This window comes from Sulfuracidifex tepidarius, from assembly GCF_008326425.1.
Taxonomy (GTDB): domain Archaea; phylum Thermoproteota; class Thermoprotei_A; order Sulfolobales; family Sulfolobaceae; genus Sulfuracidifex; species Sulfuracidifex tepidarius.
Genome location: NZ_AP018929.1, coordinates 2,498,800 through 2,513,561 on the forward strand (window position 1 = coordinate 2,498,800; position 14,762 = coordinate 2,513,561).

Genomic DNA, 14,762 nt, shown 5'->3' on the forward strand with positions numbered 1-14,762 from the left:
TATGATATTAATGTGAGCAAACAGAAATTTAACTTTAGAAAAGGAGGAGAAAAGAAGAAAGAGAAGAAAACTGACGTTATTCCCTCTTCGACACATTACGGTGCTTTCGATCTCTTGTTTTACAACTCTGGCTTCGCTAAATCCCTTTCAAAGAAGTTCGATGAAAAATTAAAGAAAGCAGGTCTTAGTGACGATCCCAGAATTTACGCTTCGAGGCTAGTTTCATTCCTTTTGATTTCAGGCGTGATGGCCGTAATGATGGTCGCATTTGGTGGGTTCCTCTTCTTAGACTTCCTTAGGTTCCACATGGTAAAGTACTTGGCTGTAGGTTTGATGATGCTAGTTTTCGGGATAATAATACCCCCTCTAGTTTATCTAGTATATACTGTAAACGTCTCCCAAAGGATTGAGAGCAGAAGAGTAGGAATTGACAGCGAAACCCCGATATTCTCTTCCATCTTCCTAGTGTTCTTGAAGGCAGGTCTAAACGTAAGATTCGTCTTTGATTACCTTGCACGTTCTAATGCGCTCTCTAACATAAGTCAGATATCAGCTTATATCTCGAAAAGGATGAAATTCCTCGGGGAAAGCACTGAAGAGGCAATAGTCAACTCTTTCCCGATATCTCCGTCAAAACTCTTCAATGACTTTCTTACCACATACGTAACCGCAATAAGGACTGGAGCTCCGGTTGTAGATACTATATACAGTAAAACCAAAGACCTACTTAAGGCTGTAGAACTAGCGGCAGCAGATGCGGCGTCAAAGCTTGAAGGAATAGGGGAAGGTTACGTTATATGGTTATCGTCTGGATTCATAACCTTCTTCCTCGCCATGATTATAGAGGCGCTCTTTCCTTCCTTCGGTGGAGGAAGCTCCTTCAAGATGCTGGGGGCAATGGCAGTGTTGCTTATACCTATGGTGAATCTATTATTTGTTTACATCGTAGATTCTACTCAGTTCAAATTCCCAGAAAGACCTCTGAAAGCGAACAAGCTATTTTACATTACTTTACCTGCAGGTCTTCTAGTAATGTTTGTGCTCCTAGCAATAGTTAATAGAATTCCCCCATTCACCTCGGCTCCAAATCAACTTGTAGCTTTCCTCACACTTAGCGGATCGTCCTCAAGTATAAACCCTAGCGTCTTTGCAATAGCTATCGGTCTTTTGATAGCATCCATACCTCCCGGAATAGTAGCAATGAAGGAAGTAAGAAAGGGCACTGGATACGATATATACGTAGTGTCTTTCCTTAGAGCTGTATCTGAAGGTTTAAGAGCAGGCCTATCTCCGGAAGCTGTAATTAGGAACTTGAGAGGTAGCAAAGAGATGGGTAAATTCAACACAGTCCTTGAAACTATAGATATTTACAATAGATTGGGATATCCTCTAAAAGATTCATTTAAGAGGGCCGCAGACCAAATAATGGACTTCTCTAGCAAGGTATCACTAATAAGCTTAGCTGATATGATAGAAATAGGAAGCCTAACTCCAGAGACTGTGGAATTCCTGGCAGACCAGATTTCAACTCATATAAGAATAAGAAGAGAATACAACTCCAGAATAAAGGTTCTACTCTATACTCCATACGTAGGTATAATATTAGCTCTAATAGCTTCAGTATTGCTAGGAAACTCTATGGTTTACGTTCTATCGCATGAAACTACAAGCTCCAGCTTAAGCTACGGTCCGCTTGCAGAGGCTCAGGTTTTACTACCTAATGCACTTTACATCATCTCTGTATCATCTCTCTTCAATTCGTTCTTAGCAGGACTCCTGGTAGGCAAGTTGAGCAGTGGAAGGACTTCTGTAGGACTTATACATTCAGCCATACTAATAGTGATTACTGTAATACTGTTAATAATAGCCCAACATATTACATTAGTATCGCCTGCCAAACCAACATTCTAAAAGTTAATATACCTCTTTTTCTATTTATAATCTTATGCCAAAGCTTCCTGCTATTAATCTCAAGACAAAAGATAGCAAGCCAAAAACTGAACATTCAATATCAATTAAAGATCTTCCAGTTACTCTTTATCCCGTTTCTGTAACTTCTCAGGATATCACTGAGGTAATATCGGACTATGATATTGACCTTAAGACAATAATTCCTGAAAAAGTTAGAAACACTCTAACTGAAAATAATATTGAATTCAACGTTGTGAACCCACATGTTTTCATTACATATGATAAGGAAAAGGGAATTTACAAGTACAACTTATTCGAGCCTCCAATTGATCAATCCACTTTTTCTTTATACATGCAGATAATTGAAGAGATAGAGAGAGAACTTCTGACTAAGTCAGTTGATATAAACATCGGAAAAGTTCTCGTAGATCTAGACACCAAGAGAAAAGACCTAGGTATAATAGGAGGACAGAAGGGAACTCTTTACCAGCTTTCCACTAGAGCTAACGTAGCTCTGTATTACCTTCTGAGAAACATGTTCGGCTATAACGTTCTAACTTCCCTTATAGCAGATAGCGAGGTTGAAGATATTTCTTACTCTGGTCTCAATTTGCCAGTTTACGTTTATCATAGGAGCTTCGAATATGTCCCTACTAACGTAGTCTTCACTAAAGAAATGAAGATACTTGATTACGCCATTGATGGTAATGAATTAAGTGATCAGATAGTACTCCGTCTGCTTTCCTTGACTGGTAGGACTATCTCCATAGCTGACCCAATAGCTGATGGAATGTTACCAAAAGGAGATAGAATAGCGGCGACATTCAGGAACGAGGTCAGCGCCAGAGGTTCAAGCTTCGTGATAAGGAGATTCGCTGATAAGCCAATAACTATCCTCGATTTAATCAACTCTGGAGTTCTTTCAGCAGATGCTGCTGCCTATTTATGGTATGCAATAGACATGAAAATGTCGTTCATGGTAATAGGAGTTACTGGAGCGGGAAAGACGACCGTCCTAGGATCTCTTCTGAACTTAGTTAAAGAATCAATGAAGATAGTTTCCATTGAAGATATCCCTGAAATAAGAATAGCAAACGACAACTGGGTTCAACTGTACTCGAGGTCAGCATACGGAGGAACAGGGAAGGAGATTTCTCTAATGGACTTGCTGAAGCTGTCCTTAAGATACAGACCTGATTTGATAGTTGTAGGAGAAATAAGGGGGCAAGAAGCATACGTCTTGTTCCAAGCAATATCTACAGGTCACGGAGGAGCTACCACTTTCCACGCTTACGATACTGCTTCTGCAATAAAGAGGCTGATGAATAACCCACTTAACATTCCTCAAGAATGGATATCCATGATGAACATCGTAGTTAACGTAAGAAGGCTTCCAGTTTTCGTTGGAGATAAGGTAGTCCTAAGGAGGCGTGCAGTAGGGATTGATGAGATTGTTTCTCCAAACGACTATAGGAGGGTCGTAAGCTGGGAGCCCAGATCCGACGTTCACCTCTTAGAACTGGACTCAGCAAAGGTCCTAAGATCCAGGATAGAGGAGATGGGAAGAAGCCTAGATGAAGCCAAGACAGAAATAGAGAAGAGATCTATGTATCTCAAACTATTGGCGTCAGCTAAGCCAGTAGTCCAAAGCCCTGAAAGCTACAGAGAAGTAAAGAAATACATCATCAAGTACAGCATAAGACCTGATGAGTCGATAAGAGAAGTGCAGGCAATGAGCAACCTAAAGGTAGCTCCACAGCTAAGAAGGTAAGTTGTTAATAATACCATTTCCCCTCTCTATTCTAAGTCAAGAGATTAGATCCTCTTTTTGTAATATAGATTTTCTAATTATTTTACCCTTAAAGAAAATCTTTTCTCTTACCATTAATATAGGGGAAAATGACATTTACCTAGATATAACTATTCTTTATTGTAAAATTATTATTATTGATAATAAAAATAGTTTTTCCTGACTTCCTCTAAGTTATTGAGAAATTCTATTATTTCGATTCCAAAGGTGCTCTTCGCACTAATGAAAGTGAGAATAACATAACTTTCATGTTTACATCTTCGCAAAAGATTTAAAGTAAATAAGATGTATCTAAATCTTATGAGCGTCTGGAGAAAGATATTCAGGTGGTACATCCTTCTAAGACTGCTGAAAATTCTGTCGAAGAGGAGGAGCATGAAATGATGGAACCGATCAAAAAGGAACTGAGTAAAAGAATCGAAGAGGCATCCAGAGAATTTTATGAAAATGTACTGCCTCCAATGGATATATATGAACAAGAGGGCTATCTCTTTATCGTTGCAGATCTGGCCGGGTTTCAAAAAGATAATATTAAGGTCAGGTTAGTATCAGAGGATTATATCGAAATAAAGGCAGAAAGAGAGAACAAAACCGAAGGAACTAAGTACCTTTCGCAACGTCCATCTAAGATAGAGAGAGGGATAAGATTACCACTTAGGATTAAGACCGATCAAGGGATATCCGCAAAATACGACAACGGAGTGTTGACAATAAAGGCACCAGTACAATCAGGCGGAGTGACCATTAAAGTCGAATGAAGGAGAGACCCAGTAAAGCAATCAGTATGGAAAGAACTGCGTTGTGAGTAAAGAAGTATACTGCTATTGCAAAAACTATAATAACCTGAGGTACTACTCTCCTGTTTTTCCTATCGTCTACACGCAAAGGAACGACTGGTTTTTTCTTCCTTCCTATTAGAAAGTCAACAACTTTTTTCTTTATGTTATCGAATACCTCTTTCCCTTGTTCCACAACTACCTTCGTTTTGTATCCTTCTTCATCAAGTAATTTCTCGGAGAACTCTAGAAAGTTGAAATCGGGATAGATCTTCCTGCAAGTCCCTTCTAACACGCTTATCATCCTCAAAGGAAGAACTAACTTATAGGGCAAACGTAAAGGAAACTTATAGAAAACTTGGTTAGATATATCGAGGAAATCCTCCACCTCCATCTGGTCTACCTCTATGCCTTGTAGGTTTTGCATGAACAGATCTATTCCTTGGGTGAGAACGTCCCTATCCGCATAGGGATCTATTGCTCCAAGTTCATCTAACACTCCTACTAAAGCATTAGCGTCAAAGGAGGTAAGCGCAAAATACGCCCTTACAAGTAAGCTCCTAGTTCTGGAATCTATCTTTCCTACCATTCCGAAATCGTATAAGACCAACCTACCTTGTTCATCTATTCCCACGTTTCCTGGGTGAGGATCTGCGTGGAAGTAGTCATTATCGAGAAGCATAGTCATGAAGAGTTTGAATACCTTGTAAGAGAGATATCTCCTATCGCTCACGGAGACATCGTCGGAAGTTATCTTGGTCGATTTGACATACTCCATCACTAGCACATGTTTAGTAGACTTGATCAGTGATGGAACCTTGATTCCATCATAACCCTTTAAAAACTCACTTATCTTCCTTAAGTTATTCGCTTCCTTGTTATAATCCATCTCATCGAAAATTCTAGAAGAGAACTCATCAACAAAAGTCTTCATTAGATCTACAAAAGCTTTATCTAAAACCAAACCTAGTAAGGGGAGAAGTCTTCTCATTATCTTAACGTCGTTCGCGACTAACTTATCAACGTTAGGTCTAACTACTTTTATCGCTACTTTCCTCCCATCAGAAGCCGTACCTAGATACACCTGCCCTAGGGAAGCTGAAGAGATCGGGTTCACATCGAGTATCTTGAACTCTTCGCCTAGATCTTTCTTGAGAGTTTCTTCAACTTCCTCATATGGTGCTGGCGGAACTTCGTCCTGAAGCCTTGAAAGCTCCTTTATGTAGGCTTCTGGCATTATATCGGGCCTTACAGACAGGACTTGTCCAAACTTAATGAAGGTAGGTCCGAGATCTATTATCGCATCAGTAAGTTTCTTAGCTTCCTTCTCTATCTCCTCTTCATCTATCTTTTCATCTTTCATTATTTTCCTTCTGAACTCTCTATAAGCTAGAATTCTAGGAGCTAATTTAAATATTATTTGGATTTCTCTCTTCATTATGTTATCATCCTTCTAATTCAAAGATAGTTCAAATAGTCAAGCTTGATGACATTCACTTTACCTGCTGGCTGGGTTTTCCTGAACCGTCGTGAGGGATATTCTCGTTCTGAATCTCTTTAACCGTATCCATTATTCTCAAGATTATCTCGTGCCTTGGAGGCTCCTCATATTGACCTCTACACATTGCCTCTACTACTATCACGTAAGAGCTCATGGTTGTTTCAATTATCCTTATTGAAGGGTCTCCTACTATAAAGTCCAAGGTCTTGATATTCCTCGTCAACCTGGGTATCAGAATTCTGGGGTCTATTGAATTGGATATCTCATATCTTGTTCTAACCCTCCTGAAGTCCTCATTGTGAGCGAAAACTGCTGCCTGAATCATTATACTGTTGGGTATTTTGAGGGGGACGCCGTCATCAGTTATTATCGTGGTGTAGAAGAGTGATATGTCAGTTACCACTCCTGTATATCCAGGAATTAGAAAGTCATAGGAGTAATACTTAGGAGGATAGGTAGCTAAATCTAAGCCGTATTGCCATGTTGATACGGTTATCCTATCTCCAACAGAGAAAGGCCTGGAAGTGAATATAACTATCCCACCGAAGATGTTGGAGAGCATATCTTGACTTGCAAGACCTAACACTAGCCCGGTTACAGTCCCACCGAAGAGTATGCTCGTTATTCCTATTCTTACAAGGGAAAACACTGCTATTATAGTTACAGTATATCCTATAATTTGAACGAGCACCTTAAGTCCTTCTCCTACAGTGGGGCTTATTGACTTAGTCGTTGTCTTCTTTACGACATTACCTATAATAGAGGTTAAAATCACACCTCCAAATAGAATCAGCACAGCATAAATAATATTTAGAATTGTAACGTTATCTATGATATGGAGAACGTCTCCCAAGATGAATGCAGCTATTCCCGTCACTACAATGATCACAAATGCAGAAACCAATATTCCTAATGTTATTCTTACTCCTGAAACCTTCATACATTTAAAGAGTAATACTTCGGTAAAAAACATTCATCCTGCTAAAGGCCACGTGGTCTATGTATGCACAAAAACGAAAACAAGCTTGTTGTTATTATTTTAATAATTATAAAATCCTTTACCGGACTTCTTACCTACCCTTCCATCTTTTACCATTTCCTCCAGTAAATGAACCGGCTGATAGGCCTTGTAACCCTTAGAGTTTATGTCTTGTAAATTCTTCACAATTTCGTCTATACCAATTTCGTCCGCAATCCTCATCAGACCTTTTGGAAAGTTATAGCCGTATATCATCACGTTGTCTACATCCTCTGCATTGACTATTCCCCTCTGGATTAGGTAAGCTCCTTCATTTACTGCTAATGACATGACTCTGGCTGGTTCCACTTTGCTCTCCTGCGGAAGATCAGGCTTCTTGTATTTTCCAGGGGAGGGATAACTGTAAAATCCTTTACCGGACTTAACTCCCAGTTCCTTTGAAGATACCTTCTCCTTATACATCGAACATGGCACGTCATCTGCAGAACCACTATTGACTATAACATTCCATAAATCTAATGAGACGTCCAATCCTACGTAGTCTGCCAGCTCAAATATCCCCATGGGTAGACCTACCTTATACCTTAATGCACTGTCCACTTCCTCCATTGTAGATTCCTTGGCTTCCACCTCTCTGCAGCCTTCCTGCATCATCCTCAGGTAAATCCTGTTCCCTACAAAACCAGGAATTTCCTCCTTAAGTCTAACAGGGACCTTATCTAAGAATTTAGCTAACTCTACTGTTTCATCTATCACTTCAGGCTTAGTGTATTTGCTAGGTATTACCTCAACTAGCTTCATTATAACTGGAGGGTTGAAGAAATGCATTCCAATTACTCTATCTGAGTTCCCTATCCCCTCTGCTATTAATGATATGGGAATTGAAGATGTGTTAGTCGCAAGTATTGCGTGGGACGGGGCGTTTTCCTTAATAGACGAAAAAACCTTTCTTTTAAGGTCAACGTTTTCTGGTACCGCCTCTAAGATTAGGTCTTTGTCTTTGAACACTTCGTATGATGTAGAGAACGTAACTCTAGACATGACTTCTTCTGGACTCTTTTTTATTCCCCCTCTACTGAAAATTTTTTGTAAAGAGTCGGTCATCTTTTCCTTGGCTCTGTTCAGAAAGTCCCATGAGATATCCACTATTGAAACTTCCAGACCTTTCATAGCTGCAACTTCAGCTATTCCGTGTCCCATGGTACCTGCTCCCACAACTCCTATCCTTTTCACGTGCATGGGTTAATCTCTATCTAAAGGTATTTAGGCTTTAAGGAACATATTATTCTTAATATAATAATTAAATTACTGTAAAAATATTTTTAGATAATATTATGGGTATGGCTCCAAACTTATAAACGGTTTACCTCTAACTAGGACATTGTGGCCAGAAGAAAGTGTCCTTCTTGTGGTAAAGTGGACGAAATACTAGTAATTCATGATAAGGACTCTGTAATAAAGAAATGTCCTAATTGTGGATATGTTTACATAACATATAGAGCCGCAATGAAACCAAGCTAGTTCTTTTTATTTTTTAAAAAAAATTAAATTATTTTACATCTCTATTATTTTTCATAATACTATATATTATGAAAAATTAAGATGAAATACCTTTATTGAAAGGATTCTCTTATATTACGCTATATTTTTAAATTAATTGAAGATAAGATATTAGAATTATTAAAATTCTATCTACATTTCTACAAGAATAGATTATAAATTTCATCAAAAAATCGTAAGCCTAGATTTTTAAAAAATGATATTTATGGCTTCGTTTCCTCTATAGCCAGTAGTTCACGATAAGTATAGTTGAATTTCACTCTTATCTAAAGACTTTTATAGAATTATAAAAAATGAGATTAAATCTGAGACCATCTAGATTTCTTTATAGACAGGACGTAAAATATTGCAGTTTCAACCAAAAGGGGTAATATGAAGATATCTTTAGTTTCAGCTAGCCCGGCAATCCCTTGTGAAAGAATGGAAGCAGAAGTGGTCGGTATTATCGAAAGAATCATTACCTCCCATGATTTGAGGACGAAATAAGGATAGAATACTGGCGGTATTGTAATAAATAGTACTGGAAGTATCGAAGATATACCCCAACTATATCTAACATGAGGAAGATAACTGGCGATAAGAAAACCCAGACCAGAAGTCGTAACTAAGAGAAGAGCTGAGATCCCCAGTAATATCAACAAGCCCAACAAGTTAACTACATGATAAAGGATTGCTAAGGCAGAGTAAAGGAATAATCCAGGCAAGGAGAAAATTAGATTTGATAACACTAAACCCAGAATGTACTCTTGAGGTCCTATCCCGGTAGTTACTAACAGGTCCTGAAGATGGAGTTCCATCCTAAGAAAAGCGAAGTCACTGAGGGAGATGAGCCCGTTCTCCGCTACAACGGAGAGAAGTCCCCCGACTATGGCATAGTCTAGAAGAGACCCTTTGGATATGATAAAGATAAGGAAAAGTAACGCTAGGGGCGAAACTAGGTATCCAAGAACATATATCCATCCCCTTCTCACATTCGAAATACCATAAAACCATACGAAGGTTAAGATGAATCGTAAGTTAATTCCTGATCACCTGCATACATTATGAATAAGTCCTCCAATGAAATTGGCTTGATGATGTATTTCCCCACATAGTATGAGGCTTCATCCTTCCTGACGTACTTTATCATCGTCCTACCTACTCTGATTTCGCCCGTTCCCTCAACTCTCACCATTCCCTCAAATTTCTTCAAGAGGGAAGAAGGCGATCCGCTCATCACAAGCTTGCCTCTATTAATCATTAACAATTCGTCTGCAAGTTCTTGTGCTTCCTCCATGTAGTGCGTGGTGAGGACAAGCTTACTTTCCATTGACTTGAGAATTGACCATACCTCCATTCTGGACAAAGGATCCAATCCAGTTGTGGGTTCATCAAGGAAAACTACCTCTGCATCTGAAGCCAGCGCCATGGCAACAAACACCTTCCTCTTCATACCGCCTGACAGGGAATCTGTAGGTTTATCCTTGACTTCCCATAGACCTACATCCTTAAGTACGGACCTGCTCCTAGATATAGCCTCGCTTATAGAAAGTCCTCTTGAGGTCAGGTACATGGCCACGTGCTCATAAGGTGATGATATGCCTACCGGTTTAGCTTCTTGTGGTATAGAAGAGACTATTTTCCTAACTTTTTTTGCATCCTTCACTACGTCATAACCCTCGACCAGAGCACTCCCTGAAGTTGGCATGAGCTGAGTGGAAAGAATTCTCATGAACGTGGTCTTTCCTGCTCCGTTTTTGCCTAGAAGGGTGAGGGATTTAGATGAGGACGAGAAAGTTAAGGAATCTAAGGCCTTGGTTCCGTCACCGTATACTTTCGTAAGGTTCTTGGCTTCGATCATATCCTTTGTTGAAAAGTTAAGGTTAAAAAATTAGATTTCACTTTACGATAAGCACTGGTATCTTAGACATTTCAACGACATTGAATGAGACGCTACCTATTACAGCCCTCTTCAGTTTACTTAATCCTCTATTTCCAGTTATTATCAAATCGGCATTAACTTTCTCTGCAGTCTCTACCAAAACTGATGCAGGATCCCCCTCAGTCACAATACCCTCGGCGTTGATTCCCTCATTCTTAGCCTGTTGCACTGCAGAATTAACGTCATTTTTAGCTTTTTCTTTTAATTTATCTATAGTATCATTAAGCGGGACTGTCGATGAATCATATGCAAAGCATACGTTAACTACGCTTACTATGTAAAGTTTAGCTGATGAAAACTTAGAAATTTCCTTTCCTAGCTTAAGAGCTTTAGCTGCCTGCTCAGATCCATCATAGCCTACTACTATGCTCCTGAACATATGAAGAATTAATAGAGTCCTAAACTAAAATACTTATAGTTGTATTATTTCTTTTTATCTTTTTAAAAAACTATAAAATCAGAAAAGATGTCCATTTCTTCTATTTTAGACAACCTTAATTAAATAATTTCTATTGTTCGGATTGCTTTGGTAGACGAAATCCCTCTGCAGAACAGAATAGCACGAGCGTTTATTAATGAGAAACATAGGTTTCAACACATGAGAAGTAAGGTTGCTGATGTGCCTCTAATGGGAGATAAGTATACTATAACTAACGATAAAGATGGGTTGAGGTTCATAAACAGCTCTGGCGAGGCAGTAAATCCATCCTTACTCGAAGTGGGCAATGAAATAGGAGATGAGATTGTTAAAAATAGATCGTTGTACTATAAGCTATTGCCTCTCTCTAAGTACCCAGATATTGTAACATTTAAACTGATTGATTCAATCATAAACATAGGAGGTTTCGCTGACGATATGCTGGAGGCATCGTGTAAGAAAGGAGAAAATTATTGTAGGTATGCCATGTCGAAGATAAAAGAAGCTAAAATCCCGTTATTCAAAATAAGCGACCCAACCCTTGAGATGATATATAAAATAGACAGGAGTATTTTATTTCTTTATCATGATATTAAACAGGTCTATAAAATAGATCCGAATTTGGCTTTTGAAATTATAACCTCCAAACACGAGTTATCATTAAGTGATCTCGTGGTTCTTCTAAGAATGGGTAAACTAAAAGATGTTCTAGAAGAAAGCGTGATTCATGTGGACCAGAATTTCCCTTCGAGATACGTTATACTTCTCAATACTCTTCTAGTGAAGAATAAAGACGCTGTAGACGTTATAAGCAGCCTCCCTTTTGTTAGGATATCAGAATGCTCGTTTGTACATCCGGAGGCTACTGATTTCCTTCAAATGTATTCCGAGGATTTCAGGAAAATGTTAAACGAGAAAGGCATAGTTTTCCTGACTGATATTAATAAGGGTATTACAACTAATAGAAATGAGATAAACATTGATTTAACAGATTTCCTAAGAGAGAATAATATCATCATTTTGAAACAAGCCAAGACGTGCGAATCGTAGGGATACATTAAGCTAAAATTCCTTGGTTACAGTGGAGACTATAATCATCCTTGATCTAGAGTAAAGTTGTTAAAGATCCGTGTTAGCTGAACAAAATTAATTTCTCGTTACTATAGTCACACATTTTATTTATTTGATTAGTTATTTATATATATATACAAAAATAAAAATCTGGTAACAGAGGCTACTGAATGTACTAACTTTACTTTATTTACGTGTTTCTCAAATAAAATTACGTAATTTTATCGAGAGATAAAAAAGTATAAAAACAAAAGAAAATTTTTAAGAATGCGTGAGTTATGTAATTATTAGGTGAAAAGTTGGTTATGCTCAAAATTTATAAAACGCTTGACTTAACGGGGTCGACGTGCGCTGGACCTATTGGTGAATTGCTCGGAGTCATGGGTGAAATAAACGAGGATGAAGCTGTGGAAGCCATAATAGGAGACGCAGAGACTGCAAGGCAAGTGAGGGAATGGGTGAAAGCCACGGGATACAAGCTTGTAAGCGAAACGCAGGAGGGTAACAAGTTCAAGTTTGTTATAGGAAGGTGATACGCATGAAGAAAGTGGTAATTGCAGGAGGAGGAATAGCAGGCACTATAGTAGCTAATAGGATAGCGCAAAAGCTAAGTCAGGAGCTAGACAAGGGAGAAGTAGAAATAGAAGTACTTACGGAGAGCGATGAGCATGTTTACTTACCTGGTCAATTACTTTTGTCTTTCGGTGTTGAGGACAGTTCTTCTTTAGTGAAGAAGGAGAAGTATCTGCTTGACCCCAGGATCAAACTTTCAACTGGGCTATCAGGGAAAATGAAGAAAATTGACGTAGGGAATCACGAGGTAGTAACCGAAGACGGGAGGAAACACAGATACGACGACTTGGTAATAGCCACGGGAGTGGAATACGCATGGAATGAGATCAAGGGGTACAGGGAAGGTTCATTCACTCCCTTCGAGATGGAATCTGCCATCAAATTGAGGGAGAAACTGGCTGATTTCTCAGGAGGTACCGTGGTAGTTAACGTTTCAAAGTTACCCCACAGGTGCCCGGTGGCTCCCCTTGAGGTCACCATGCTCCTGGAGGACATGGCAAAGAAACGTGGAATAAGAGAAAAGACTAGAGTGATATACACTTTCCCTGTTGGGAATCCGTCTGGCAGAGTATTCGGAATAGATTCAACTAACAAAGTGATTTCTAAAATATTCGAAGATAGAGGAATAGAGGTAATCTCTCCTTTCAATGTGACTTCAGTAGACCCAGAAAAGAAAGTCATAGAGTCCTCAGAGGGAGAGAAGATAAATTACGACCTACTAATATCTGTACCACCGAACATCGGATCTAAGATAATAGAAGATTCAGAGATCGGCGACAGGAGAAGATGGGTACCCACTGACAAGTTTACGCTGAACATGAAGGGTCACTCCGACGTTTACGTGATAGGTGACACTACAGACCTACCTATTTCTAAGGCAGGGTCTACAGCTGACTTTGAGTCATACATCATTGCCAATAACGTCGCAAATGACGTTAGAGGGAACATAGAGAAGAAGAGCTTCGATGGGTCAGTACTGTGCTATATAGCAACCGGACTTGATAGTGCTACGTATATAAGGTTCAATTACAACAGACCTCCAGTTCCTCCACCGCCGTCCTACATACATTGGTGGGGCAAACTGATGTACAACAAGATGTATTGGAACGTAACTGCCAAGGCGATAGTATGACCAAATCTCAGCAGGAAATTAAAGGAGACGGAGTCTCACAGCAACTGTTTGAGGATATGGCAAACGGTTTCAACTTCTTAAAGGATATCATGACCGATGACGTCGCGGAGAACTTAGCTTCTTCAATATCCGGCATACTTACCATAGGGAAGGAGATCTCTGATGAGAAGATAAATTCATACGTTATAAATGTGCTCAGGAGAGCTGACGTTCTAAGCGACGTTATTGATGAATATGAGGAGCTAAAAGAAGATGGAACCTTAGAGACCTTAAAGGGGATCCTTTACGGTATGAAGAGCCTCAAGGACATGGTAAACGACGAGGCCATACAGAAGCTAGGAAACTATATTGGGACAGCTTTAGACTCATTGCCCAAGATAGATCAGTTTCTTTCAATCTCCTTCGACGAAATACCGATGGCGTTAATGAAGGGAATAACGAGCGAAGAGTTAAAAGAAGAGGTGAAAAAGAAGGAAAAGGTAACAAACAAGGATCTGATATCGCTTTTCAATGATCCTGCTACCAAGAAAGGCTTATGGGTATTCCTTTTAGCGATGAGAGAGATGGGAAAGAGGATTTAGCATTTTTCATTTCTAACCCAGAGAGGATGAGCTTTTTTATGAAACCTTTTCATTTTAAGCGTGTTTAATGTTAAATTGTTTTATGTTTACTTCTCTAATATTTTTAAGTTTACGCTCTAACTTAAGTTCATGAAGGTAGTTCTAGGTTTCGATGGTTCGGAACATTCAAAGAAAGCTCTAGGAATGGTTCTAACGCTCCTCAAAAAGGAGGATGAGCTTCACATAGTAAGCGTAATAAAGGAAGCCCCCAGGTCTCCAGAGCAAGTCATAATCGAAAGTGAGGAGAAAGCAAAGAATAGCCTAAACTCTTTGAAGGAAAGCATAAAGGAATTTCCCGTTTTCACTGAAGTTCTAGAGAGCAACGATGTAGCAGACTCAATCATTGAATATTGTAAGAAGATAAATTGCAACATGATAGTGACGGGCAGTAGAGGGCTTTCAGGAATAAAGAAGACCATACTTGGTAGCGTTTCATCTGAAATCATGAACAAATCCGATATTCCTGTCCTCGTCGTGAAGTAGTCCGCCG

Annotated in this window: 15 protein-coding genes; 9 read left to right on the top strand and 6 right to left on the bottom strand. The window is 39.2% G+C overall.

Annotated features, from left to right (window positions below):
* Positions 1-12 precede the first annotated feature (12 nt).
* From IC007_RS12760 to hsp14, 3 genes are all read left to right on the top strand, one after another.
* Complete coding sequence (locus IC007_RS12760) at positions 13-1,911, top strand: type II secretion system F family protein (RefSeq protein ID WP_232048934.1); 1,899 nt, start codon at positions 13-15, stop codon at positions 1,909-1,911.
* Positions 1,912-1,945: 34 nt separating this feature from the next.
* Positions 1,946-3,682 carry a type II/IV secretion system ATPase subunit gene (locus IC007_RS12765; protein ID WP_084739622.1) on the top strand — a complete coding sequence of 579 codons (1,737 nt, stop codon included), beginning with the start codon at positions 1,946-1,948 and terminating at the stop codon, positions 3,680-3,682.
* 365 nt (positions 3,683-4,047) lie between these two features.
* Complete coding sequence (gene hsp14, locus IC007_RS12770) at positions 4,048-4,479, top strand: archaeal heat shock protein Hsp14 (RefSeq protein ID WP_232048935.1); 432 nt, start codon at positions 4,048-4,050, stop codon at positions 4,477-4,479.
* On the opposite strand, the gene IC007_RS12775 is transcribed toward hsp14, so the two are convergent.
* From IC007_RS12775 to IC007_RS12785, 3 genes are all read right to left on the bottom strand, one after another.
* The gene (locus IC007_RS12775; protein WP_232048936.1) at positions 4,466-5,935 is read right to left on the bottom strand and encodes an ABC1 kinase family protein; all 1,470 of its coding nucleotides are present in this window, start codon (positions 5,933-5,935) and stop codon (positions 4,466-4,468) included. The two genes, hsp14 and IC007_RS12775, sit on opposite strands and share 14 nt — an antisense overlap.
* A 55-nt stretch (positions 5,936-5,990) precedes the next feature.
* Positions 5,991-6,938: a mechanosensitive ion channel family protein gene (locus tag IC007_RS12780; protein ID WP_054845265.1), complete on the bottom strand. Its 948-nt coding sequence runs from the start codon at positions 6,936-6,938 to the stop codon at positions 5,991-5,993.
* Between the two features lie 99 nt (positions 6,939-7,037).
* The gene (locus tag IC007_RS12785; protein WP_054845266.1) at positions 7,038-8,216 is read right to left on the bottom strand and encodes a 3-hydroxyacyl-CoA dehydrogenase; all 1,179 of its coding nucleotides are present in this window, start codon (positions 8,214-8,216) and stop codon (positions 7,038-7,040) included.
* Positions 8,217-8,360: 144 nt separating this feature from the next.
* Between IC007_RS12785 and IC007_RS13505 the strand changes: the two genes are divergently transcribed.
* Positions 8,361-8,498 (top strand): hypothetical protein, encoded by a 138-nt coding sequence (locus IC007_RS13505; protein WP_167747992.1) that lies wholly within the window; start codon positions 8,361-8,363, stop codon positions 8,496-8,498.
* Positions 8,499-8,836: 338 nt separating this feature from the next.
* Here the strand turns inward: IC007_RS13505 and IC007_RS12790 are convergent, their stop codons facing one another.
* The 3 genes from IC007_RS12790 to IC007_RS12800 are packed head-to-tail and all read right to left on the bottom strand — an operon-like array spanning position 8,837 to position 10,837.
* Entirely contained in the window at positions 8,837-9,508 is a 672-nt protein-coding gene (locus tag IC007_RS12790) for an ABC transporter permease (RefSeq protein WP_232048937.1), read from the bottom strand.
* A gap of 29 nt (positions 9,509-9,537) precedes the next feature.
* Positions 9,538-10,377 carry an ABC transporter ATP-binding protein gene (locus IC007_RS12795; RefSeq protein WP_054845268.1) on the bottom strand — a complete coding sequence of 280 codons (840 nt, stop codon included), beginning with the start codon at positions 10,375-10,377 and terminating at the stop codon, positions 9,538-9,540.
* A gap of 37 nt (positions 10,378-10,414) precedes the next feature.
* Positions 10,415-10,837: a universal stress protein gene (locus IC007_RS12800; protein WP_054845269.1), complete on the bottom strand. Its 423-nt coding sequence runs from the start codon at positions 10,835-10,837 to the stop codon at positions 10,415-10,417.
* A gap of 219 nt (positions 10,838-11,056) precedes the next feature.
* On the opposite strand from IC007_RS12800, the gene IC007_RS12805 reads away from it, so the two are divergent.
* From IC007_RS12805 to IC007_RS12825, 5 genes are all read left to right on the top strand, one after another.
* Positions 11,057-11,926, top strand: a complete 870-nt coding sequence (locus IC007_RS12805; RefSeq protein WP_149528871.1) for a hypothetical protein — start codon at positions 11,057-11,059, stop codon at positions 11,924-11,926.
* A 326-nt stretch (positions 11,927-12,252) separates the two neighbouring features.
* Entirely contained in the window at positions 12,253-12,480 is a 228-nt protein-coding gene (locus tag IC007_RS12810; RefSeq protein WP_054845271.1) for a sulfurtransferase TusA family protein, read from the top strand.
* 5 nt (positions 12,481-12,485) lie between these two features.
* Positions 12,486-13,652 carry an NAD(P)/FAD-dependent oxidoreductase gene (locus IC007_RS12815; protein WP_054845272.1) on the top strand — a complete coding sequence of 389 codons (1,167 nt, stop codon included), beginning with the start codon at positions 12,486-12,488 and terminating at the stop codon, positions 13,650-13,652.
* The gene (locus IC007_RS12820; protein ID WP_054845273.1) at positions 13,649-14,233 is read left to right on the top strand and encodes a helical membrane plugin domain-containing protein; all 585 of its coding nucleotides are present in this window, start codon (positions 13,649-13,651) and stop codon (positions 14,231-14,233) included. Before IC007_RS12815 ends, IC007_RS12820 begins: the two co-directional genes overlap by 4 nt.
* A 129-nt stretch (positions 14,234-14,362) precedes the next feature.
* Positions 14,363-14,755: a universal stress protein gene (locus tag IC007_RS12825; protein ID WP_054845274.1), complete on the top strand. Its 393-nt coding sequence runs from the start codon at positions 14,363-14,365 to the stop codon at positions 14,753-14,755.
* Positions 14,756-14,762 lie beyond the last annotated feature (7 nt).

Bases quoted from the DNA above. Each gene is read 5' to 3' on its own strand.
- IC007_RS12765 (WP_084739622.1), top strand. From the start codon at position 1,946: ATGCCAAAGCTTCCTGCTATTAATCTCAAGACAAAAGATAGCAAGCCA.
- IC007_RS12775 (WP_232048936.1), bottom strand. From the start codon at position 5,935: ATGAAGAGAGAAATCCAAATAATATTTAAATTAGCTCCTAGAATTCTA.
- IC007_RS12780 (WP_054845265.1), bottom strand. From the start codon at position 6,938: ATGAAGGTTTCAGGAGTAAGAATAACATTAGGAATATTGGTTTCTGCA.
- IC007_RS12785 (WP_054845266.1), bottom strand. From the start codon at position 8,216: ATGCACGTGAAAAGGATAGGAGTTGTGGGAGCAGGTACCATGGGACAC.
- IC007_RS12795 (WP_054845268.1), bottom strand. From the start codon at position 10,377: ATGATCGAAGCCAAGAACCTTACGAAAGTATACGGTGACGGAACCAAG.
- IC007_RS12800 (WP_054845269.1), bottom strand. From the start codon at position 10,837: ATGTTCAGGAGCATAGTAGTAGGCTATGATGGATCTGAGCAGGCAGCT.
- IC007_RS12805 (WP_149528871.1), top strand. From the start codon at position 11,057: ATGAGAAGTAAGGTTGCTGATGTGCCTCTAATGGGAGATAAGTATACT.
- IC007_RS12810 (WP_054845271.1), top strand. From the start codon at position 12,253: ATGCTCAAAATTTATAAAACGCTTGACTTAACGGGGTCGACGTGCGCT.
- IC007_RS12815 (WP_054845272.1), top strand. From the start codon at position 12,486: ATGAAGAAAGTGGTAATTGCAGGAGGAGGAATAGCAGGCACTATAGTA.
- IC007_RS12820 (WP_054845273.1), top strand. From the start codon at position 13,649: ATGACCAAATCTCAGCAGGAAATTAAAGGAGACGGAGTCTCACAGCAA.
- IC007_RS12825 (WP_054845274.1), top strand. From the start codon at position 14,363: ATGAAGGTAGTTCTAGGTTTCGATGGTTCGGAACATTCAAAGAAAGCT.